Source organism: Bacillus sp. BC05(2025) (assembly GCF_056725905.1).
The window spans coordinates 1-23057 of record NZ_JBWYRA010000011.1; the positions used below are offsets into that span (position 1 = coordinate 1).

Annotated in this window: 22 protein-coding genes and 2 other annotated features (1 of these 24 running past the window's edge); of the genes, 6 read left to right on the forward strand and 16 right to left on the reverse strand. The window is 36.1% G+C overall.

All coding sequences use genetic code 11. From position 1 onward, the window contains the following. Positions 1-79: 79 nt before the first annotated feature. A complete protein-coding gene (locus ACZ76X_RS24345; RefSeq protein ID WP_001293578.1) occupies positions 80-253 on the forward strand; it encodes a hypothetical protein in 174 nt (57 codons plus the stop codon). Next, positions 254-448: a YwbE family protein gene (locus tag ACZ76X_RS24350; protein WP_001014310.1), complete on the forward strand. Its 195-nt coding sequence runs from the start codon at positions 254-256 to the stop codon at positions 446-448. A 41-nt stretch (positions 449-489) separates the two neighbouring features. Here the strand turns inward: ACZ76X_RS24350 and ACZ76X_RS24355 are convergent, their stop codons facing one another. Further along, positions 490-1689 carry a class I SAM-dependent rRNA methyltransferase gene (locus ACZ76X_RS24355; RefSeq protein WP_479851945.1) on the reverse strand — a complete coding sequence of 400 codons (1200 nt, stop codon included), beginning with the start codon at positions 1687-1689 and terminating at the stop codon, positions 490-492. 89 nt (positions 1690-1778) lie between these two features. After that, a complete protein-coding gene (locus ACZ76X_RS24360; RefSeq protein ID WP_479851946.1) occupies positions 1779-3569 on the reverse strand; it encodes a cation:proton antiporter in 1791 nt (596 codons plus the stop codon). Positions 3570-3827: 258 nt separating this feature from the next. On the opposite strand from ACZ76X_RS24360, the gene isdG reads away from it, so the two are divergent. Next, the gene (gene isdG / locus ACZ76X_RS24365) at positions 3828-4151 is read left to right on the forward strand and encodes a heme oxygenase (protein ID WP_000587815.1); all 324 of its coding nucleotides are present in this window, start codon (positions 3828-3830) and stop codon (positions 4149-4151) included. Between the two features lie 68 nt (positions 4152-4219). Here isdG and srtB read toward each other — a convergent pair whose 3' ends face one another. The 12 genes from srtB to zapA all read right to left on the reverse strand — a co-directional run bounded on the left by srtB (position 4220) and on the right by zapA (position 19438). Next, entirely contained in the window at positions 4220-4984 is a 765-nt protein-coding gene (gene srtB / locus ACZ76X_RS24370; protein WP_479851947.1) for a class B sortase, read from the reverse strand. A 31-nt stretch (positions 4985-5015) separates the two neighbouring features. Beyond that, positions 5016-5786 carry an ABC transporter ATP-binding protein gene (locus ACZ76X_RS24375; RefSeq protein ID WP_479851948.1) on the reverse strand — a complete coding sequence of 257 codons (771 nt, stop codon included), beginning with the start codon at positions 5784-5786 and terminating at the stop codon, positions 5016-5018. Beyond that, positions 5776-6759, reverse strand: a complete 984-nt coding sequence (locus ACZ76X_RS24380; protein ID WP_479851949.1) for a FecCD family ABC transporter permease — start codon at positions 6757-6759, stop codon at positions 5776-5778. Before ACZ76X_RS24380 ends, ACZ76X_RS24375 begins: the two co-directional genes overlap by 11 nt. Positions 6760-6786: 27 nt before the next feature. Then, the gene (isdE, locus tag ACZ76X_RS24385) at positions 6787-7662 is read right to left on the reverse strand and encodes a heme ABC transporter substrate-binding protein IsdE (protein WP_479851950.1); all 876 of its coding nucleotides are present in this window, start codon (positions 7660-7662) and stop codon (positions 6787-6789) included. Between the two features lie 75 nt (positions 7663-7737). Beyond that, positions 7738-10569 (reverse strand): NEAT domain-containing protein, encoded by a 2832-nt coding sequence (locus tag ACZ76X_RS24390; RefSeq protein ID WP_479851951.1) that lies wholly within the window; start codon positions 10567-10569, stop codon positions 7738-7740. Positions 10570-10588: 19 nt separating this feature from the next. Continuing rightward, complete coding sequence (gene isdC, locus ACZ76X_RS24395; protein ID WP_479851952.1) at positions 10589-11296, reverse strand: heme uptake protein IsdC; 708 nt, start codon at positions 11294-11296, stop codon at positions 10589-10591. A 492-nt stretch (positions 11297-11788) separates the two neighbouring features. After that, entirely contained in the window at positions 11789-13114 is a 1326-nt protein-coding gene (gene brnQ6 / locus ACZ76X_RS24400) for a branched-chain amino acid transport system II carrier protein BrnQ6 (protein ID WP_479851953.1), read from the reverse strand. 115 nt (positions 13115-13229) lie between these two features. Further along, positions 13230-13480 (reverse strand) — a binding site (T-box leader). Positions 13481-13588: 108 nt separating this feature from the next. After that, the gene (locus ACZ76X_RS24405) at positions 13589-14278 is read right to left on the reverse strand and encodes a 23S rRNA pseudouridine(2604) synthase RluF (protein WP_479851954.1); all 690 of its coding nucleotides are present in this window, start codon (positions 14276-14278) and stop codon (positions 13589-13591) included. Between the two features lie 195 nt (positions 14279-14473). Continuing rightward, positions 14474-16834, reverse strand: coding sequence for an endonuclease MutS2 (locus ACZ76X_RS24410; RefSeq protein ID WP_479851955.1), 2361 nt, complete (start codon positions 16832-16834; stop codon positions 14474-14476). A gap of 19 nt (positions 16835-16853) precedes the next feature. After that, complete coding sequence (gene polX, locus ACZ76X_RS24415) at positions 16854-18572, reverse strand: DNA polymerase/3'-5' exonuclease PolX (protein ID WP_479851956.1); 1719 nt, start codon at positions 18570-18572, stop codon at positions 16854-16856. A 55-nt stretch (positions 18573-18627) separates the two neighbouring features. After that, the gene (locus ACZ76X_RS24420) at positions 18628-19167 is read right to left on the reverse strand and encodes a CvpA family protein (protein ID WP_000565407.1); all 540 of its coding nucleotides are present in this window, start codon (positions 19165-19167) and stop codon (positions 18628-18630) included. Between the two features lies 1 nt (position 19168). Next, positions 19169-19438, reverse strand: a complete 270-nt coding sequence (zapA, locus tag ACZ76X_RS24425) for a cell division protein ZapA (RefSeq protein ID WP_000082701.1) — start codon at positions 19436-19438, stop codon at positions 19169-19171. Positions 19439-19562: 124 nt separating this feature from the next. Between zapA and rnhC the strand changes: the two genes are divergently transcribed. The 3 genes from rnhC (at position 19563) to ACZ76X_RS24440 (ending at position 21133) form a co-directional block, all read left to right on the forward strand. Further along, a complete protein-coding gene (rnhC, locus tag ACZ76X_RS24430) occupies positions 19563-20498 on the forward strand; it encodes a ribonuclease HIII (protein ID WP_479851957.1) in 936 nt (311 codons plus the stop codon). A 117-nt stretch (positions 20499-20615) separates the two neighbouring features. Then, positions 20616-20885 (forward strand): hypothetical protein, encoded by a 270-nt coding sequence (locus ACZ76X_RS24435; RefSeq protein WP_479851958.1) that lies wholly within the window; start codon positions 20616-20618, stop codon positions 20883-20885. Beyond that, positions 20882-21133: a hypothetical protein gene (locus tag ACZ76X_RS24440; protein WP_479852030.1), complete on the forward strand. Its 252-nt coding sequence runs from the start codon at positions 20882-20884 to the stop codon at positions 21131-21133. The genes ACZ76X_RS24435 and ACZ76X_RS24440 overlap by 4 nt, the downstream gene beginning before the upstream one ends. Positions 21134-21173: 40 nt before the next feature. Here the strand turns inward: ACZ76X_RS24440 and ACZ76X_RS24445 are convergent, their stop codons facing one another. Both ACZ76X_RS24445 and asnS read right to left on the reverse strand, forming a co-directional pair. Further along, positions 21174-21308 carry a YuzL family protein gene (locus tag ACZ76X_RS24445; protein WP_098668073.1) on the reverse strand — a complete coding sequence of 45 codons (135 nt, stop codon included), beginning with the start codon at positions 21306-21308 and terminating at the stop codon, positions 21174-21176. Positions 21309-21407: 99 nt separating this feature from the next. Further along, positions 21408-22799, reverse strand: coding sequence for an asparagine--tRNA ligase (gene asnS / locus ACZ76X_RS24450; protein WP_098668072.1), 1392 nt, complete (start codon positions 22797-22799; stop codon positions 21408-21410). Positions 22800-22851: 52 nt separating this feature from the next. Next, positions 22852-23057 (reverse strand) — a binding site (T-box leader); it runs 46 nt beyond the window's last position.

Consider the following 23057-nt stretch of genomic DNA (forward strand, 5'->3'; position numbering starts at 1 on the left):
TTCCCTTCCTTCCCTAACAATGATATGATGAAATTTACTACGATAGTTCATAATTAACTTTATATAAAGGAGACTTATCATGTCAGAAAACAAAAAAGTAAGTTTAGCTGATTTAATGCGTGAACAACTTGCAAAGAAAAAGCAAGGTAACGGTAATGGTCAAAATGCCAAAAACCAAAGCCAAGAAACAAAAAAATTACAAAACCAACAAACGAAGAAAACAAACAACCAACGTAGACGTACAGGTGTATAAATGAACGGACAAAAACGTTCTAATATCGCCCCCGGCCTCGAAGTTGATATTGTATTAAAACAAGATCAACGCACAGGCAAATTAACACGTGGAATTGTAAAGGATATTTTAACGAATTCCCCTTCCCATCCGCATGGTATTAAAGTGCGATTGCAGGACGGGCAAGTCGGCAGAGTACAAAATATCGTTCAATAAGAAAAAGGAGCTCAAGTAAACGCGAGCTCCTTTTTTCTTTATTAACCTTTAGTTTTCTCGATGAAAACTACTTTTAAATAGTCCCCTTCTTTAAATTGATCAATGGTACGGAAATCTTCTGGTAAAGAATGTTCTTCTAATATTTTATATTTGCCATTCATTTCTTTAAATGCTGTATCGATAAAGCCTTTAAACTTTTTCATATCGAATGCGCTACAGTTTGTAGAAGCAACGATAATCCCGTTATTTTCTGTAATGGCAATTGTTTCTTTTAATAAGTTTTTATAATCTTTCGCTGCACTAAATGTATACTTCTTTGATCGTGCAAAGCTTGGAGGGTCAAGTACGACCATATCAAATTTCATCTTTTTCTTCGCTGCATATTTGAAGTACAGAAAGACATCTTCTACAATAATATCTTGCGCTTCATAATCCACTTCATTTACACTAAACTGCTCAATCGTTTTACTTAAACTACGATTTGCAAGGTCGACACTCGTCGTTTTGCTCGCTCCGCCAAGCGCTGCAAATACAGAAAAAGCACCTGTATAAGAGAACATATTTAACACGGTTCTTCCCTTTGCATACTTATCACGAATTTGTTTTCGCACGTTACGTTGATCTAAAAATACACCAACCATCGCTCCGTCATTTAAATAAACAGCAAAGTTCACACCATTCTCTTTTACGATAAGCGGGAATTCACCGCGCTCTCCTGCTACGAAATCATCACCTTCAATGTATTTCCCTTTCGTATCAAAACGCTTTTTCTCATAAATGCCTTTAAAGTTTGCTACTTTTTGGAGAGCTGCTATAATCTCATCTCTGAAAGTATAAATCCCTTCACTATACCAACTTACTACATAGTATCCATCATAATAATCGATAATTAGTCCGCCAAGACCATCACCTTCACCATTCACTACACGGAATGCTGTCGTATCACTTGATTTATAAAATTGTTTTCGTTTATGTAAGGCAGATTTAATTTTACTTTCAAAGAAAGATTGATTAATTTGTTCACTTTCTTTTCTCGTTAAAATCCAGCCGTATCCTTTATTTTGTTTTCCATAATAACCTTTTCCGACAAAGTTGTTCTTCTCATCTACTACTTTAATGATTGTTCCTTCTTCACGAACATCATTTAAATTTTGAATCGCATCTTTTAAAATAAGCGGATATCCACTTTTAATTTCTTTTATAAATTTCGGTTTTATTTTTACAGTTACTTCTGATCGCATATAATAACTTCCTTTCCATTTGCATGCTTTCTCTATAGGAAGCATGTAAAAAACGAGACTGAAAAACAGCCTCGTTTCACTATACCATATTATTGCTTTGCTAGTACAACTAGCTCATCACCTGGCACAACTGCTATATATTTATACAATGTGGAAAAGGTAAGACTACCGTCACTATGACGAATAAATAATATTACTTCCTCAAAATCTCTTTCTTCCTTATTTATCTTTTCTTCTTCTGTAACTTGTATCGTTTTAAATGTATAACCATCTTCAATTTTCTGATTTAACTCTTCATAAATTTCATTTGGACCAAACAGTAAATGCGCTTTTTTCGATAGAGAAATACGCTCTTGCTCAATTTTCCCCACATCATGGATTGGAAGTAAAAATGTATTATGATGTCCAAACTGCGGAACATACGTATTTGCAACTAAGACGTTATATGAATCCGTATCTGTTACAGCGATCAAGTATTCATACTGATTCATATCCACTTCAAATTGTAGCTGTTCGGATAGTACTTGGCCATTATATGTATTAAGCCCCTTTACCTTTGCACATTGCAAATGTTCTTCTGATACATCTACAATTAAGCTTGGAACACCCATCTCTTTACAATGCAATGCAAAAGCAGAAGAGAAGGTACTCGCACCTGAAATTAAAATTCCTGGTGGCTCCGTATTCGCCAATCCTAATTTCTTCGCTAAAAATCCAATTGAAAATCCGTGAGCACAAACGGTCGTAATAACAAGTGCAAATGTAAGTGCTGTTAATATAGAAGCATCTTTATAACCTTCTTGTAATAACTCCGTCGCGAAATAACTAGAAACTGTTAATGCAACAATACCTCGCGGCGCAATCCAGCCAACTAACGCTCGTTCTGATTTTGTTAATTCTGTACCGATTGTCGATATCCAAATCGATAAGGGACGCACAACAAATAGCATCATAAGTACAAAACTTATAATAGGCCAGCTGAAAATCTCCATAATAGTTGTCCTTGGAAGCGATGCTGTTAATATAATAAAAACTGTTGACGTTAATAGTACTGAAATATTTTCATTAAAATGGCGAATATCACCGATAGAGGAGATGTATCTCTTCATTCGCGCAAGTGTAATCCCCATTACTGTTACAGCTAGCATACCTGTTTCATGCATCACTTCATCTGCAATACCGAAGCATAATAGTACCGTAACAAGCAAAATTGGTGCCTTTAAATATTCTGGTACTTTTCCCTTTAAAATCATATAGCTCATAAAAATACTGAACGCATACCCAAGCACCATTGCAAATAACGAACCTGCAAAGAAATACAGCAACGTATGTAATTGTACACTTTCTTTCGTTAAGAAATTTACAATTTGAAATGCAAATACAGCAAGCAAAGCTCCAAATGGATCAACAATAATACCTTCCCATTTTAAAATTGCAGCCGTCCTTGGCTTTAATCGTGCTTGGCGTAACAACGGAATAATTACCGTTGGGCCTGTCACAATAAAGAGACCTCCAATAATAAATGCAACTGCCCAATCTAATCCAGCGACGTAATGAGCTGCAAGCGAGCCAGCAATCCAAGCAATAAACGCACCAAACGTAACGATACGAAATACTGGCTTTGATAGTCCCCTCAGTTCACGTATGTCTAAACTTAAACTACCCTCAAACAATATAATCGCAACAGAAAGTGATACGAGCGGACTAAAAACATCTCCAAGTACCTCTTTTGGATTAATAATACCGAAAACTGGACCAATTAATAATCCAGCAACTGCCATAACAACAATAGCAGGGAGCTGGAATCGCCATGCAGTCCATTGCGAAGCAATACCCAACGTAATAATAATAACAATACTAAGTAAAAGTGATTCGACCATAATATCCTCCTTGTTCATAGTATTGCGACAGCAAAGTATAAACATTCTTTACTTCTACACATTTCCCATTGATTCTATTTACATAATATATAATCAAGTTAAATATATAGTCAACACATTCAACTGAAGGACATTATACTTACATAAAAAATAGTATCATAATGCAAAATTAACATTGACATTGATAATGATTTTCATTATCATTTAATGTATATGAATTCTCGAAAATACAGGCTACACTTAATAGGAGGAATAAACATGATTATTGTTACAAATACAGCTAAAATTACAAAGGGAAATGGACATAAATTAATTGATCGTTTTAATAAAGTAGGTCAAGTCGAAACAATGCCAGGCTTTTTAGGATTAGAAGTTCTTTTAACGCAAAATACCGTTGATTATGATGAAGTAACAATTAGCACACGCTGGAATGCAAAAGAAGATTTTCAAGGTTGGACAAAGAGCCCAGCATTTAAAGCTGCTCACTCACACCAAGGCGGAATGCCAGATTATATTCTTGATAATAAAATCTCTTACTATGATGTAAAAGTTGTACGTATGCCGATGGCTGCAGCACAGTAAACATATTTCTTTTTTAAAGTATAGAATATGAGAATTTTTACCACTTCTCATATTCTATACTTTTTTAATTACTTTCTTTTTACTAGTTTCGCATGCACAACTAACCTTCCTGCTTCCGGATCAAGTGCATAGTCACACGTCGAAAGTGTTACGATTTGATCGCTTGCTGTCAATTTTGTATCCGTTTTGTACAGCGATTTTTCTTGAATTTTCTCCAAAAATGAGGCGTATTCTGTATCATTACTAAAATCCGTTTCAATGTAATAAAAATCAGTTGTTGTTGTATACACCGAGAACACTTCAAGATCATATCCTTCAAATAATGTATCGTAATATAATTTACGATGTAACAGGAAGAAATCCTCATCTAACATTTTCTTTAAACTTCCAAACATAGAACCATCTTTCATACGATGACCATATAAAACAGTATTTCGATTTTGAGACTTCACATCATTACGATAGTCCATAAAGATGCTTCCTGCTCTCATATCTTCACCTTTATAATTACGGAATAAATAGTAATCATTGTCTTTCGCTTGAACAATTGGATAATTAATTTGTGTATCATCCATCGTAATCCATCCAACTATTTCTTCGTTAATTTGCTGCAGAGCTTTGAACTGTTTACGCACTTCCCCGTCTTGTGATTGCTCTTCCATCGGACTTTTTTCATAAATATCTTGTGCTTCGGCCATTACTTTACGATTTTCATAGTAATCCATGAAAATACCACCTAATTCATATATTGAATAGAAAAAGGTACCTAAAAAAACAACTGTAAGTATTCGTTGAAAAAAAGAATTCTTCTTCCGTTCTTTTTTACTACTCAAATTATCACCTCAAAACGGATTGTTCGCATATTTAAATACCCATTGGAACCATATACAACCCTGTATCTTCATCTTGCTTTACGACAACATCTACACCGTATATCGTCTTTATCATACTTTCTGTCACAACATCATCCGGCTTACCTTTCGTAACAATCTTGCCATCTTTCATAACGATGATATGATCACTATAGCGAATCGCCTGATTAATATCGTGTAATACCATAACGATTGTCAATCCATGCACTTCATTTAACTCTTTTACTAGCTCTAATATTTCAAGTTGATAATAAATATCTAAATATGTTGTCGGCTCATCTAAAAAGAGCATCGGTGTTTTCTGAGCTAACGTCATCGCAATCCAAACACGTTGTCTTTCTCCACCAGATAAAGCGTGAATCTCTTTATCACGTTTACTTAGCAAGTTCGTACATGCTAAAGCCCTTTCGATTGCATCTCTATCTTCATCAGTTTGCGAGGAAAAAATATTTTTATGAGGCATACGACCAAAACTTGTTAATTTCTCTACCGTCATATCTGCTGGTGCTTCATTTTGTTGATGGACAACGGCTAATTTTCTAGCAAACTCTTTCGGTTTATATTGGCTAATCGCCTTTCCGTCCAGTATTACCTCTCCGCTACGAGGATCGTGATTTCTTGACATCACGCCAAGTAATGTTGACTTCCCGCAACCGTTTGGACCAATAATTGTTGTAATTTTACCAATTTCTATTTCACTACTAACCGACTTTAATCGATCCGTTACATTATCATACGAAAAGGTTACATTTTTAATTTCCATGAACTTTATCACTCTTTCTAAGCAAGAATATTAAGAACGGTCCACCAATAACTGCCATAATCGTTGCCGCTGGAATTTCATTAGGTGGCACAATTAACCTTCCAATCGTATCCGCCGTCAAAATTAATAAGGCTCCTGCAAGAGCAGAAAATGGAATTAATACTTTATGATCTGAACCGACTAGTTGTCTTGAAATGTGCGGAACGAGTAATCCTACGAAAGCAATAACACCTGCAATCGCCGTTGATACTGCCGCTAAAAGTACTGCAATAGCAGAAATAATAAGACGAACTCTCGTCACGTGCAAACCTAAGTTTTTCGCGGTCTTATCTTGTAGCGATAATAAATTACACCAAGCTCCTACGAACAGAGCGAGGATAAGACCAATCGTTCCATACGTAACCATTATTTCTACATCACCCCACGTCTTCATCGTTATGTTAGAAGTCGTCGTTTGCTTAATACTCTTAATGAAATATCCGCAAATTGTAATGAACGATTCATTTAATCCAGTGAACATTGCATTAATAGCTATACCAACTAAAATAATACGAAGTGGACTTAACCCTGACTTCCATGAAAATGCATAAACGAGATAACATGCAAACGCACCACCTAAAAAGGCGAATACTGGTGTCCAGAAAAAGAATTGAGGGAATAACGTAATAATAACAAGTGTCATAAAACTTGCTCCTGAAGATATACCGATTACGCCAGCATCAGCGAGTGGATTTTTCATAACAGCTTGAAAAAGCACACCTGAAACAGCAAGAGCTGCTCCGGTGAACAGCGCAATAATAATACGCGGGAAACGCAAATCTTTAATTACTTCAACATCTTCATTGTCCCCTGTAAATATCCCTTGCAGAAGGTCCACTATCCCTATTTCTAAACTCCCTTTCATTGCTGACAATGATGTCATAACAATAAGCAATGCAGTAACAATGAGGAAACTCCAAGTTTTTTTATTCATTCCACTCTTCCTTTATATTAAAATGCATCACGGATACATCATTTTTTTCAATTCATCTAACGCTTCAATTGCTGCTAAATTGCCTGTCGTCCCAAATAAACGCTCTTCTAAATCGTAAACACGGTTATTTTTAACTGCAGCGAAGTGTTTCCAAATATCATTTGTTTTAAATTCTTTATCAAACATTTTTACAACTTCATCAGGCATACCATGTGCTGCTCGTAAAATAATGTCTGGATCTGCTTTTTTTAAATACTCTGTATTAGAGGCTAAATACTCTACTTGCTCACCTTGTACAATATTTTTACCGCCTAATTGTTTCACTAAATCGCCAATGTAAGAATGCTCTGTTGCTACTAAATAACTCCCCGGTACACCTAATAAAATAAGCACTGTCGGTTCTTTCTTTCCCTTTACTGCTTTTTTAATCTCTGCAACCTTATTATCTAACTTCGTTACAACTACTTTAGCCTGCTTTTCACGCCCATATTGCTTACCTAAATTACTAATGGAATTTTGCATATTTTTTAAACTAGTTAAGTCTACAAAGTTTGCTTTCATACCTACACCATCAAAAACTGGCTTTAATTCATATTCAAGTGTTGTCACGGATAATACTTCTGACGGTCTTAATGACTTTACCTTTTCCATATCAGGACTCATCGGATTCCCGACTTCAGGTAAACCTTTATATCTCTTTGGTAGATCTTTCGTACTTGTTGGAACACCAACTAAATCTACTTCTAACGCATTCATAATTTCGGTAACAGCAACTGTCGTGGCAACAATTCGCTCTTTACTTTCACTCTTTACCTGCTTCGCTGTTTCTTTTTTAGGTGATGAGCATCCAGCTATACACACTAATAAAATGATAGCCATTAGTACACTTGCAATTTTTTTCACTCTCTATCACCACTCCTTTCCAAACAATATGAAACAAGTCTTGATGCATGCGAACATGCATCAAGACTCCAAAAATTACAATCTACCTGCTCTATATTTACGAACTAGTAAAGCAAGTGAACCTAGCAGTAACACCATGTATAAACCAAGTTGGGCTGTATCTGCAGTTTTTGAGTTTTTCTCTTTTTTCGAATCATTTTTTTGCTCTTCTTTTTTCTTCTTATCATCTGCATTTCGGTTGAAATCAGGAGTACTTACTGTTTTTACATTATCTACTTTCGATGTAATCACTGGTTTGTTCAGATCATTTTTCGGATCTTTTTTTGAGTCCTCTTTAATCATTCCTAATGCACCAATATTATTTGTATCAAATTGAATTTGAACATCGTAGAAATGATGGTAGTTCATTTCATTAATATCAACTTTCACTTTTGCATTTAATTTTGCAAATAAATCACTTACTTCAAATTGCACTACTCTCGTATTTGCATTTTTATCTTCACTCACTAGTTTTGCATCAGCAAATAAACCATCTTTTTCTGTTTGGAATTTCGTAATCCACGCACTATTTTTCAGCGTCATCTCAATATACTTTTTACCATCTTTAACGATTAATTTGGCTGGATGTACAGTATAGTCATGCATCTTTGAAAGCTCATTTGTTTTATCTTTTAACACTTTAAATGGAATATCATATTGACCATCTACTAAATTTTTCGGATCAACTATCACTTTTGGTTGATTATTTCCGCCTTGGTTGTCGTTTCCGCCTTGGTTGTCGTTTCTATCTTGGTTACCTAATGCTTTAATACTATTTTGATCAAACGCAAATTGAACATCGTAGAAATGGTGATAATTCATTGCATCAATATCTACTTTTACTTTTGCATTTAATTTTTTCGTTAAATCATCTACTTCTAACTCTATTACTTTTGTATTTTGTTCTTTATTCTCACTTAACACTTTTGCGTTAACAAAAGAACCATTCTTCTCAAATTCAAATTTTGTAATCCATGCACTATTCGTTAATGTAAACGACACATACTTCTTACCATCTTTCACTTTTAGTACAGCTGGACTCTTTGTATATGTGTTCATCATTGAAATTTCTTCTGTTTGATCTTTTAACACTTTAAAGCCAATGCTGTATTCACCATCTTTTAGTGCTTTTGGATCAATGGTTGTGTTATTACCTTGGTTGTTGTTTCCACCTTGGTTATTGTTTCCGCCTTGGTTGTTGTTTCCACCTTGGTTGTCGTTTCCACCTTGGTTATTGTTTCCACCTTGGTTGTCGTTTCCACCTTGGTTATTGTTTCCACCTTGGTTGTCGTTTCCACCTTGGTTATTGTTTCCACCTTGGTTGTCGTTTCCGCCTTGGTTATCCTTTCCACCTTGGTTGTCGTTTCCGCCTTGGTTATCCTTTCCACCTTGGTTGTCGTTTCCGCCTTGGTTATCCTTTCCGCCTTGGTTATCCTTTCCGCCTTGGTTATCCTTTCCGCCTTGGTTATCCTTTCCGCCTTGGTTGTCTAACGGTTTAATACTATCTTTATCAAATGCAAATTGAATGTCATAAAAATGGTGATAATTCATCGCATCGATATCTACTTTTACTTTTGCATTTAGCTTTTTCGTTAAATCGTCTACTTCAACTTCCACTACACGTGTATCAGCTTTTTTATCTTCACTTAATACACTCGCATCAACAAACGAGCCATTTTTCTCAAACTCAAACTTTGTAATCCATGCACTATTTGTTAATGTGAATGATACATATTTTTTACCATCTTTCACTTTTAACACACCTGGACTCTTCGTGTACGTGTTCATCATTGAAATTTCTTCTGATTGATCTTTTAAAGCTTTGAAACTGATGCTGTATTCGCCGTCTTTCATTCTGTCAGTATCTGGATTCTTGTTTCCATCTGGCTTTTCTACTTCCGGTTTCTCTTCGTTTTTAATTTGTTCAAGCTTATCTTGTTCAAATAAAAGTTGCACATCATGCGTTTGCTTATAGTTTCTTGACGTCATTTCGATAAATACTTTTGTATTTAGTTTTTTTGATAAATCGTTTACTTCAAACTCTATTACTCTTGTATCTTTTTCTTTATCTTCACTTACTACTTTTGCATCAACAAACGTACCATCTTTTTCAGTTTGGAAATTTTTAATTAACGAGCTACTTTTTAGTGTTACAATTGCTTTTTTCTTACCATTTTCTACTTTTAATACTCCTGGATTTACCATGTAAGTATTCATCTTAGATTCTTCATCTGTTTGATCCTTTAACACTTTAAATGGAATACTGTACTCTCCATCTGCAATTGTGTTAGAATTTGGTTGTTGATCTGGGTCAGGCTTTTGGTCGGGCTTCTGACTTGGATCTGGTTTTTCATTTGGATCTGGCTTATTTGCTGGATCCTCTTTTTCATTTGGTTTTTCTACATGAATCGGTGTAATACTGTTTTGATCAAATGCAATACGCACATCATAATCATGATGATAATTTAAAAAGTCTATGTCTACTTTTACTTTCGCATGTAATACTTTCTCTACATCGTCCACTTCAAATTCTACTACTCTTGTATCTTTTTCTTTATCTTCACTACTTATATTTGTCGCAACAAACTGGCCATTTTTTTCTGTTTCAAACTTTGTAATCCATGAACTATGTTCTAACGTAAAGGATACCTTCTTCTTCCCATCCTTCACTTTTAAAGTTCCTGGACTTACAGAGTATTGATTCATCATAGATTCTTCATCTGATGTGTCCTTAAGAACTTTGAAACCAATTGAATATTCACCATCGGCTAGTTTAGTAGCTGCTTGAACAGCAAGTGGTTGTAATGTCGATACGAATGTAAATATCATTAAGCACATCGCAATCACAATTTTAAGATATCTATTCAATGGAATAACGCTCCTTTATTTAGTTTTGACGTACTTTACGAATTAAGAAGACACCTGAGATAAGGATTAACACTGCAAATAATCCGATGCGTGATTCATCGCCTGTTTTTGGGTTATCTGTTTTTTCAGCTTTACCATTTTCATTTGTTCCTTTGTTCGCCTCTTTATTTGCTTCTTTACTCTCTTCTTTCTTCACTTCTTCTTTTACTTTTGTCTCTGTTTTTGTTTGATCATTATTCTTTGTTGCAGTAGTTGCTTTATTTTCTCCACCTACCGCTTTTATATTTGCATCAAACGCAAAGCGAATTGTGTAGTGATGGTCATAGTTTACGTTTGGTACAACAACATGAATTTTTGCAGCTGCTGGTTTAGATAAATCATCTATTTTAAACTCTACAGTTCTTTTATCTGCCTCTTCATCTTTACTAACAACTTTTGCATCAACAAAATTCCCGTTCTCAGGTGCTTTAAATTCTGTAATCCAAGCACTATGATTCATCGGAATTTGTACTCTCATATCACCATTTTTTACAACTAACTTAGCTGGTTTTTCAAAATAATCATTTGCCATGGAAGCTGAATCATTTTCCGCTTTTTGGATGACATAGTTAATATCATAAGTACCGTCAGCTAGTTGTGCTGAAACTTTCCCATATGGCATGACAAGAAAAGCTAGCATACATACGAACGTTATAATAAAAGCGGGTAATACAGAAATCTTTCTCATTTGGCTTACTTCCTCCTTGTTATCCTTCATCTACACTTTTTTAAAAATGATAATCATTCTCAATTTATAAGAAAAAATAATAATCCTCTATCATTATTTAATTGTAATTTGTTTATGTAATATAGATATTATTGATTATCATTCTCAATGCGTGTTAAAAATAATATCCCTCCCTATTCCTTATAAAGAGCGATTCATATTTTAACATAAGTCCCTAATCATTGATTATCATTCTCAATGAAACGCAAAAAAAATAAAACTATCATTCTCCTACTCTATCACCCCTATTTACAAAAATGATATCGTTATAGAAAACCTTATACCTTCCACTCCTCACTTTCCTTCCAATATTTCCACAACTAAGTCAATCTTAGCCTACTCATAATTTTTTTGTCAACTATATTACGTATAAAATTTCGAATATCTAAATTTCTATATATACGGCTTTCTCTACAAAAAAAGAGGCTTTCTTTCATAGAAAGCCTCTTTTCACTATTTTTCTACAGCAACTTCTTGCTTTTGAAAAATAGAAATGACATATCCAATTACAATACCTACTAGAGCAGGAACTAACCAACCGATCCCTACACTATATAACGGAATTTTATTTAAAATAGGTGCTAATGCCTCAATTTGAAGATTCGCATTGTGCAATCCATCAAAGAAGCTGATCATGAATGCTCCTACAATACCACCTACATACATTACTAAAGGAAGACGAATATAGTTTTCAACTAGCGATAATACAATCAGCACGATACCAATTGGGTAAATTGCAATTAAAATCGGTAATGCTAATGCATTTAACTGAGTTAACCCAAGATTTGCTACCATAAATGCTAATACACAGAAAATGAAAACGACTTTTTGATAAGAAAGCTTTGGTAATAAAGAAGAAAAATATTCCCCACAAGCTGCAACAATACCTACAGAAGTTGTTAAACATGCTGCTGAAATTGCGATTCCTAATAATAAAGTTCCGTAACTACCGAATAAATGATTTACAACGTTTGTTAAAATAATTCCTCCGTTTGCTCCCATTCCAAGAGACACACTTGAAGCTCCCAGATAAGCAAGAGCTAAGTAAACTAGCAGTAAACCAAGTGCTGCAATAAATCCTGCAAAGATTGTTACTTTTGCAATACTATTTTTATTTGTAATTCCTTTTTCTTTTAAAGCATGAATGACAACATTTCCGAATACTAGCGCTGCAAGTCCATCTAAAGTTAAATATCCATCAATAAATCCTTTGAAAAGAGGAGCACTATACGCTTCTGTCGGTGCGCCAAATTCTCCAATTGGTGTAATAAATGCTTTACCTACGATAATTGCAATAACAGCTAATAAAATTGGAGTTAATACTTTACCAATTCGACCCACTAATTTCGATGGGTTTAAAGCTAAATAGAAAGTTACGGCAAAGAAAATGAATGTAAAGATAACAAGTGGATACGATTGACCAGCTATCTCACTTGGTAAAAACGGTGCAACACTCATCTCATAAGCAACAGTTCCTGTACGCGGCACACTTACGAATACGCCTAAACATAAATAAATTGCAGTAATAAACACTAGTGCGAATATAGGGTGTACACGTCCTGCTAACTCATTTATATCTCCCTTTAAAGCGATAACGATAACTCCTAATAAAGGTAATCCAACACCCGTTACGATAAAACCGAACAAGGCAATCCATACATCTGTTCCAGCACCTTGCCCTAAAGCTGGTGGAAAAATCATATTACCTGCACCGAAAAATAGTGCAAATAACATTAAACTTATTGCAAACATCTCAGAAAACTTTAAAGATGATTTCATTTCTACTAACCTCCTAAAATGATTAATTAACAAAATATTCTGAATTAAAATCCGTCACATATCCTCTTTCAAGCATACTTCCCCGTAAAAGAACGCAAAAAACACCCGTCCCTAACAAAGGGACGAGTGTTGAAATCGTGGTTCCACCCTTATTCTAATAAAATGAATTTATAACAAAATAAGCTCATTTTATAGCTCGTGTAAATTGATAACGGTTTTATCCGCCAAGAATTACAATGCATCATGCAGTTCACTCTTGAAGTTTAGAGGTGGTAAGTCTGTCTTTCCGTATTAGGAAGCTCACAGCCTAGGCTTCCCTCTCTGAGAATCGTAAAAAACAACTCATGTCCTCATCATTACTTTTATAAAATATCTTGTCGAAACTTGTTGTTTTTTATTATATGGGCTATTTTTAAAAAAATCAATAGTTTTATTTTTTCTGACAAAAAAATATAGGGAGAAAATTTTTCCTCCCTATAACTGCCCAATTAATATGTTTAATTCCTCAGATGTAACGCTTCTCCATTTTCCTACTTCAAGATCGTCTAGCTCTATATTCATAATACGAACTCGTTTTAGCTTTGTTACAGTAAACCCGAAAGCACGGCTCATTCTACGAATTTGTCTGTTCATTCCTTGCGTTAAAACGATGCGAAATGTAGAATGATCCACTCTCGTCACCTTACACGGCTTCGTCATTCCATCTCTAATCTTTACACCGCTAGACATCTCATCAATAAACCAATCTGTAAATGGCTTATCGACAGTGACAACATACTCTTTCTCGTGCTCATGATCTCCGTGTAAAATTTGATTCGCAATGGCGCCATCATTCGTTAATAAAATAAGCCCTTCCGACTCTTTATCTAATCGCCCAACAGGAAAGATACGCTCTGGGTAATTGATATAATCAATAATATTATCTTCAATATGATCGGCTGCTGTGCAAGTAATACCAACTGGTTTATGAAAAGCGATATACACCTTTTCTTTCTCTTCCTTTGCAAGAACCTGCCCATCAATCGTTACAACATCACCATCGTTCACGATTGCACCGTGCGTACATATTTTGCCGTTAATAGCCACGCGTCCAGCTTTAATAAGGCGGTCTGTTTCGCGTCTTGAGCAAGATTTTGCTTCACTTATGTATTGGTTGATTTTCATGTTTTATTCCTTTTCATATATATTAAAAGCGTCAATCTATGGCAATATCATTCTGCCACGATTGACGCTCGTTTACTTCGCAAAAACAACTAAATAAATAACCCCAATCACCAAAAATATTCCGCAACAAGCTAACAATACTTTTGCAAGTTTGTCCATAAACATATAATGGTTTCCCCTTTGTTTCGTTGTTTTCTATTTTAATTCGACAACTGTTACGCCTAGGCCTCCCTCGCCCATGTCACCGTAACGGAAGTTTTTCACACCACGGTGCTTCTTCAAGTAATCTTGAACACCTTGGCGAAGTGCTCCTGTTCCTTTACCGTGAATGATTGATACGCGAGGATAGCTTGCAAGTTGGGCATCGTCTAAATATTTCTCGACGCGCGCCATTGCATTTTCAAATCGTTCACCACGAAGGTCAAGTTCTAATGAAACGTGGTAGTCTCTACCTTTTACTGTCGCAACTGCTTTTTTCTCTGTTTGCTTCGGCGTGTTAATGTATTCCATGTTAGACTCTTTTACTTTCATCTTCAGAATACCGATTTGTACGCTCCACTCTGTATCACTTACTTTTTCAAGTAGTTGACCTTTTTGACCGAATGTTAATACTTTTACTTCATCACCTGCGCGTAACTGTTGTTTCGGTGCAGTGTTTTTCACGTTTACTTTTTGTTTCTTCACAAGCTCTGGTGCTGCACCTTCTAGACGGCTCTTCGCTTCAATTAGCTCGTGATCTTTCACATTTGCAAGCTGTGCTTTACGCAATTGACGAAGTTCTTGAATAATACCTTCTGCTTCTTTCTTTGCAGCTTCGACTTTTTCTTCCCCTTCTTTTTGCGCTTTTAATAATCGTTCATCACGATCTTCGTTAAATTCAATGATTTGACGTTGTAATTCGCGATGCAGCTTTTCAGATTGCTTGCGAAGTGCTTCTGCTTCGTTCCAGTCACGCTCTGCGTTCTTTTGACTTTCTTCTAACTTCGCAATCATATTTTCAATTTTGTTTGTATCTGTACTAATGTGGTTACGCGCTTGTTCAATCACGCGATCAGATAACCCAAGACGTTTCGAAATTTCGAAGGCATTACTACGTCCTGGTACACCAATTAATAATTTATACGTTGGGCTTAACGTGTTCACGTCAAACTCAACGCTCGCATTAATAACTTGTTCACGGTTATATCCGTATGCTTTTAATTCTGGGTAATGCGTCGTAGCAACAACGCGAGCACCACGATTACATACTTCATCTAAAATTGAAATGGCTAGTGCAGCCCCTTCTTGTGGGTCTGTTCCAGCACCTAATTCATCGAATAAAACTAAGCTTTCGAAATCAGCTTTTTCTAAAATATCAACAATGTTCACCATATGTGAGGAGAACGTACTTAAACTTTGTTCAATCGATTGCTCATCACCAATATCAGCAAAGATATTTTTGAATACACAAATCTCTGACTCGTCCATTACAGGAATGTGAAGACCAGATTGCGCCATTAACACACAAATACCAACTGTTTTCAGCGTAACTGTTTTACCGCCTGTATTCGGCCCTGTAATAACAATTGTCGTGAAGTCTTTACCTAACATAATGTTATTTGGCACGATAATTTCTGGATCAATAAGCGGATGACGCGCTTGTTTTAAGTCCATATAACGCTCGTTATTTACGATTGGCTTCGTTGCTTTAATACGCTTCGCATAAAAAGCTTTCGCAAAGATGAAGTCAAGATTCGCCACTACTTCTACGTTAGATAAAACGATATCCGCTTCTACTGCTACTTCTTCTGTTAACATCAATAAGATGCGTTCGATTTCTTGTTTTTCTTTCACACGTGCTTCTTGAAGCGCGTTATTTAATTCTACAATGACTTGCGGTTCAATAAATAACGTTTGCCCAGATGCTGATTGATCGTGAACAATACCGCCGTATACACCGCGGTATTCTTGTTTTACCGGGATTACGTAACGTTCGTTACGAATTGTTACAATCGAGTCAGACAGCATCTTTTGCGCGTTTGAAGAACGCGTCATGTTTTCTAACTTTTCACGAATACGGCTTTCTGCAGTACGAATTTGAGTACGAATACCACGTAGTTTATCACTTGCGCTATCGACTACTTCACCACCATCACCGATACAATTTGTAATTTTCTTTTCTAAATCATATAAAGATACAATTTGAGCGACATGCGTTTCTAAAATGGGAAGCTCGACACCATTATCAACCATATCTTCAATGAAACGTTTCATATTGCGACTACCATACATCGTATTCGCAATATCAAGTAGTTCATTTGGGCTTAACATACTTCCAATCTTTGCACGCTTCACATTTGAGCGAATATCCGTAATACCACCTAATGGTGCACTACCTTTTAAACGAATGACTTTTGCTGCTTCATCCGTTGTATCTTGCATTTCTACAATTTCTTCAAAATCAGTGCTTGGCACTAAATGCTTCACTTTGTCACGACCAAGTGAAGAGGCTGTATGTTCAAGTAATTGTTCTTTTACTTTATTGTATTCTAATACACGCAACGTTCTTTCTAACATGTTGCAGGTCCCCCTTGTGTTACTTATTACGTTTAATATAGTCTAATAAACGTTCAATATCCCACGTGTTAATCACATTATCTTTTTGAATCCAACCTTTACGTGCTGCAGCTACACCTGTTTCCATATCTTCTAACATTTCAAGTGTATGAGCATCCGTATTAATCGCTACTTTTACACCAGCATCTTGTGCTTGTTTTAATAATTTCGCGCTTAAATCTAAACGATTTGGATTCGCATTTAATTCTAAAACTGTATTTGTTTCTTTTGCGAGTTCGATTAATAAATCTGTATCTACATCGTATCCTTCACGGCGTCCAAGAAGACGTCCTGTCGGATGGGCAATCATTGTGACATGCTTATTCTCTAGCGCAGCACGAAGGCGTTTCATAATCGTCTCACGGTCTTGTGAGAAGCTAGAATGAATCGCTCCAATGACGTAATCTAATTCCGCTAATACTTCATCATCAAAATCAAGTGTTGCGTCTGGTAAAATATCCATTTCAATTCCGCGTAAAATTGTAATGTCTGGATACTTTTCATTCATGCGTTCAATTTCTTTCGCTTGTTCACGAAGGCGCTCTTTCGTTAAACCGTTCGCTACTTTTAAGTATTGTGAGTGGTCAGTAATTGCCATAAACTTATATCCACGAGCACGACACGCTTGTACCATCTCTTCAATAGAAAAAGCACCGTCACTCCATGTTGTATGCATATGTAAATCACCTTGTATATCAGTGAACTGAATTAAGTTTGGATACTCTTTAATTAATTCAATTTCTTTTCCATCTTCACGCACTTCTGGCGGGATAAATGGAAGACCAAAATGAGCGAAGAATTCTTCTTCAGTTTCAAATGTTTTCACTTCACCTGTTTCCAAGTTCTCTACACCGTACTCACTAATTTTCTCGCCTTTATCTTTTGCGATTTGACGCATTTTTACGTTATGGTCTTTTGATCCTGTGAAATGGTGAAGAGTTGTAATAAACTCTTCTGGTTTTACTAAGCGGAAATCAATCGAAATATCATATTCATATTGAAGACGGACAGAAACTTTCGTATCTCCACTTGCGATTACTTCAATCATATTATCGAACTGTAGTAAATGTTCACGTACTGCGGCTGGTTCTGTCGTTGCAATGATAAAGTCTAAATCTTTCACTGTTTCACGAACGCGGCGCAAACTACCAGCGCGAGAGAAACGAATTACCTCAGCAATATTCGACAATTTCTCCTCTATTTCCCCGGCAATAGGCAATACCATTGCGATTGGTACACGCTCTGGACGAGATCCTACTTGATCGATTGCTTCTAATATTTTCTCTTCTGTCTTCTTACCGAAACCAGCTAAAGCTTGTACTTTATTTTCCTCACAAGCAGCTTTTAACGTCTCCATATCAATAACGCCTAACTCTTTATATAACTTAGCTACTTTTTTGCCACCAAGGCCTGGCAATTTTAATAACGGTAATAAGCTACTTGGCACTTCTTGTTCAAGCTCTTGTAATACTTCAGATGTTCCCGACTCTATATATTCTTGAATAACCGCTGCTGTTCCTTTTCCAATGCCCGGAATCTTCGTGAAATCTTCAATCTCAGAAAGACTACGATCATCACTTTCTAATGCTGCTGCCGCTTTACGAAATGCCGATATTTTAAATGGATTCGCGCCCTTTAGTTCCATAAACAGGCCGATTGTCTCTAATAATTTAATAACTTGTTTTTTATTTACTTTCATGATTGCCCCACCTTTCTTTCATAGAAAAAAACTCCTCTTTCCGAAAAAAGAGAAGTTATACTCTGCTACCTGTCTGCCATAGTTCCTTCACCTTTTCAGAGAGAATCGGTGTATCGTCTACAATTATTTTGCTAATTGATGATTTTTGTAATGGTGTTTGCAGTTGTTCAATCGGAAGAATGTTTCCAATGATAATTAACACAAACAAAATAATATATACTTCTAAAAATCCGAGGATTGCCCCCGCGAACGCATTGACTTGCTTTAAAACCGGTATTTCTGCAAACATATTTAACAAATTACCAAGTAATGAAAGTGCAATTTTTGTAATAATAAACAATATGATAAACGCAAGCGCTTGATAAAATACTGTCTCAATATTATTTGCATCAATCCATTCTGGAACAGATACGTTTTTATCAAATGGATACGGAATAAATTTCGCAAGTGCTGGCGCTAAATCTTTACAGTACCAGTATGCAACAAGGTATGCGATAATAAAGCTTGTTAACTTTACAAGTTGCAGAATAAACCCTCTGCGTAAGCCGAGGAAAAATCCCATAACAAGCAGTAAAATGATAATAATATCAATCATGTTATTCCATTCCTTTTTTTGTCATACTTTCTTTCAATTTCTCATGTTCTTCTTTTAATTTTATGTAATCGTGTATGACGTTTACCGCCGTCAATACCGCTAGTCTACTCGTGTCAAGCGAAGGATTCTTGGCATTGAGTTCGCGCATTTTATCATCCACAATCGCTGCTACCATGCGGATATGACTTGTACTTTCATCGCCAACAACTGAATATTGCTGACCATAGATTTCTACATTAATTCGACTTTTCTTTCCCTTTTGTTGTGACAACTCACCGGCCTCCAATCACGTACAGAATCCTAAAGTTTATCATACCATGAACCTTCATAATATGGAAACAGAAAGAACAATCCGATATGATAAAAATAACAATATAAAAAAAGGGGCGACCATTATGTCAAATTCTATCGTAATTCAAACAAATTCTACAGTAATTGAAGACATGAAACAACAATATAAACAATCTCTTAGCCCGAAAACTCCGCAAGGCGGGATCTTCATGGCAAAGGTACCATCTTGCACAATTACAGCGTATAAATCCGGCAAAGTAATGTTCCAAGGTGGACGTGCTGAAGCGGAAGCTGCCCGTTGGCAAACTGTCCCCCAAACGCCGAAAATAGCTGTAAAAAAATCTGTCGATTCACACCGTTATATACCACCTGCTTCCATCGGTACAATGTCTATCGTGGGGTCAGATGAAGTGGGTACTGGTGATTTCTTCGGACCGATGACAGTCGTTGCTGTATATGTGGATTCGAAGCAAATTCCATTGCTAAAAGAGCTTGGTGTAAAAGACTCTAAAAACTTAAATGACGATCAAATTACTGCCATTGCGAAACAACTTCTACACGTTGTTCCTTACAGCTCTCTCGTTCTTCATAATGAAAAATATAACGAGCTATTTGATAAAGGAAACAACCAAGGTAAGTTAAAAGCCCTACTACATAATAAAGCTATTACAAACTTATTAGCAAAAATCGCACCTACAAAACCTGAAGGCGTCTTAATCGATCAATTTACACAACCTGATACATACTACAAATATTTAGCTAAACAAAAACAGGTACAGCGTGAAAATGTTTATTTCGCGACGAAAGGCGAAAGCGTCCATTTAGCAGTAGCTGCTGCCTCTATTTTAGCTCGTTACTCATTCGTAAAACAATTTGACGAACTAAGCAAAAAAGCTGGTATGCCACTTCCAAAAGGTGCTGGTAAACAAGTTGATATCGCTGCCGCTAAATTAATTCAAAAGCTTGGTAAAGAACGATTACCTGAGTTTGTGAAACTGCATTTTGCTAATACGGAGAAGGCGCTTCGCTTACTAAAATAGTATCGACAAAAACAGGAGCCTACAAACTCCTGTTTTTTTGTTTCACCCTACTATTGTCCTTATAGTTTTGTTATAATTATAATATACAGATTATTCTAACATAGGAGGAGATTCCCATTGCTACTTCTACAAATGATTCTAAATATTTTACTAGGCGATCCACACGAAAGACAGTTTGAAATTAGAGAAAATATTCAGCTACTCAGTGAGCAACGAGAGTTCAACGATTTAATAGAGCGTTATGGCCGTTCTTTTTTATTAAACTTTCGAATTCGAAGATTTATCGGAAAACACGATGCCCGCTTCTTAATACATAATCCAGCAAAACTACAACACTTCTGTGAGGAACTTGAATGTATGATTAGAAAAAGAAGGTTTTTCATATAAATGCTGTAAAAGTTAAAAAGTTATTATATGTTTTCGTACACCTCGTGGGCCCACTTTCTTACCTCACTATTTCTATCATTTGGGGAGCTTTTTTCACTTCTAAATCCACATTCGAAAATATATCTGATAACCTTGGTGTGATGGCCATCTATTATGTGTTCATGAGCTTACTTTGGTTTTTCTATTTAGATCGAATAGACAAAGATATAGATAACATTACAAAAGAGATTCATGATAAAAAGATGTAATACATAAAAAAGGAGAGCCGCCAAGACTCTCCTTTTTATGTTAACTTCGTTTCTGCTTCTTATTAGATGAAGGTACTTTATGAGAACCTGTTTCATGTGTTGTCGTTCCTTGTCCTTCTACTTCTGGAGAACCTAGGTCCGATCTTGAATGATCTTTTTTCACTTTTTTACTCATTTAAATTCACCCCTTCGCATTACTTTTTGCTACGGGAGAATAAACTATACAATATACAAAATAAAAAGCGAGAGGAAATCCTCTCGCTTTTTTCATATTTTAGAATTCAGAAGAACCTGGAGTTCTTGGGAATGGAATTACGTCACGGATGTTAGCCATGCCAGTGATGTACATTAGAAAGCGCTCGAAACCTAGACCGAATCCAGCGTGTTTTGTACCGCCGTATTTTCTAAGTTCTAAGTACCACCAGTAATCCTCTTCGTTCATACCTAATTCTTTAATTCTGTCTACTAAAACGTCCATTCTTTCTTCACGTTGGCTTCCGCCGATTAATTCGCCGATGCCAGGAACTAGAAGGTCAGTAGCAGCTACTGTTTTACCGTCGTCATTTAAGCGCATGTAGAATGCTTTAATGTCTTTCGGATAGTCAGTTACGAATACAGGGCGTTTGAAGATTTCTTCTGATAAGTATCTTTCATGCTCTGTTTGTAAGTCAATACCCCATTCTACTGGGTATTTGAAGTCAGCACCTGACTCTTGAAGCACTTTAATTGCTTCTGTATATGTGATACGACCGAAGTCAGAGTTAATTACGTTGTTCATGCGCTCTAAAACTGTTTTATCAACGAAGCTGTTGAAGAATTCCATTTCTTCTGGTGCATGCTCTAATACGTATTTCATTGCATATTTCAGCATATCTTCTGTAAGGTTCATTACATCACCTAGTTCAGCGAATGCAATCTCAGGCTCAACCATCCAGAACTCAGCAGCGTGGCGAGTTGTGTTTGAGTTTTCTGCACGGAATGTAGGTCCGAATGTGTATACATCACGGAATGCTAACGCATAAGCTTCAGCGTTCAGCTGTCCGCTTACTGTTAAGTTTGTTTCTTTGCCGAAGAAGTCTTTTGATTCATCAACTTGTCCATCTTCACCTTTTGGTACGTTGTTTAAATCTTGCGTTGTTACGCGGAACATTTCGCCAGCACCTTCTGTATCACTACCAGTAATGATTGGTGTGTGGACATGTACGAATCCACGCTCTTGGAAGAATTGATGAATTGCAAATGCTGCAATAGAACGTACGCGGAACGTTGCAGAGAATGCGTTTGTTCTTGGACGTAAGTGAGCAATTGTACGTAAGTATTCAAACGTGTGACGTTTCTTTTGAAGTGGGTAATCAGAATCTGATAAGCCCTCGATATCAATTTTGTCTGCTTTAATTTCAAATGGTTGCTTCGCTCCAGGCGTTGCAATTACTTTACCTTCTACTTTAACTGAAGAGCTAAGTGGAAGTTTTGCAATTTCTTTGAAGTTATCTAATTCCGTATCGAAAACGATTTGAACGCTTTTGAAGAAGCTACCGTCGTTTAATTCGATGAAACCAAATGCTTTTGAATCACGTAAGTTACGAATCCACCCTGATACTTGTACTGTTTGACCTGCGTATTTATCTGTATCTCTATACAGACTTTTTACTAATGTGTTTTCCATAGTGAAATTCTCCTTTGCTGATATATTTAAATACAAAAAAACCTTTCATCCATAAAGGGACGAAAGGTTAAACTTCGCGGTACCACCCAATTTGTCATAAAGACCAACTTTAACTCGTATGTAATACATACTTCCCGGTTTGTAACAGGCCGGATTCCCGTCTAAGTCTACTCTTGAATACAAGATTCAATTTCGGTTAGCAACTCCAAGGTGTTCTTCACATATACCTCCTCATCAGGCTCTCACCGTCCCTGACTC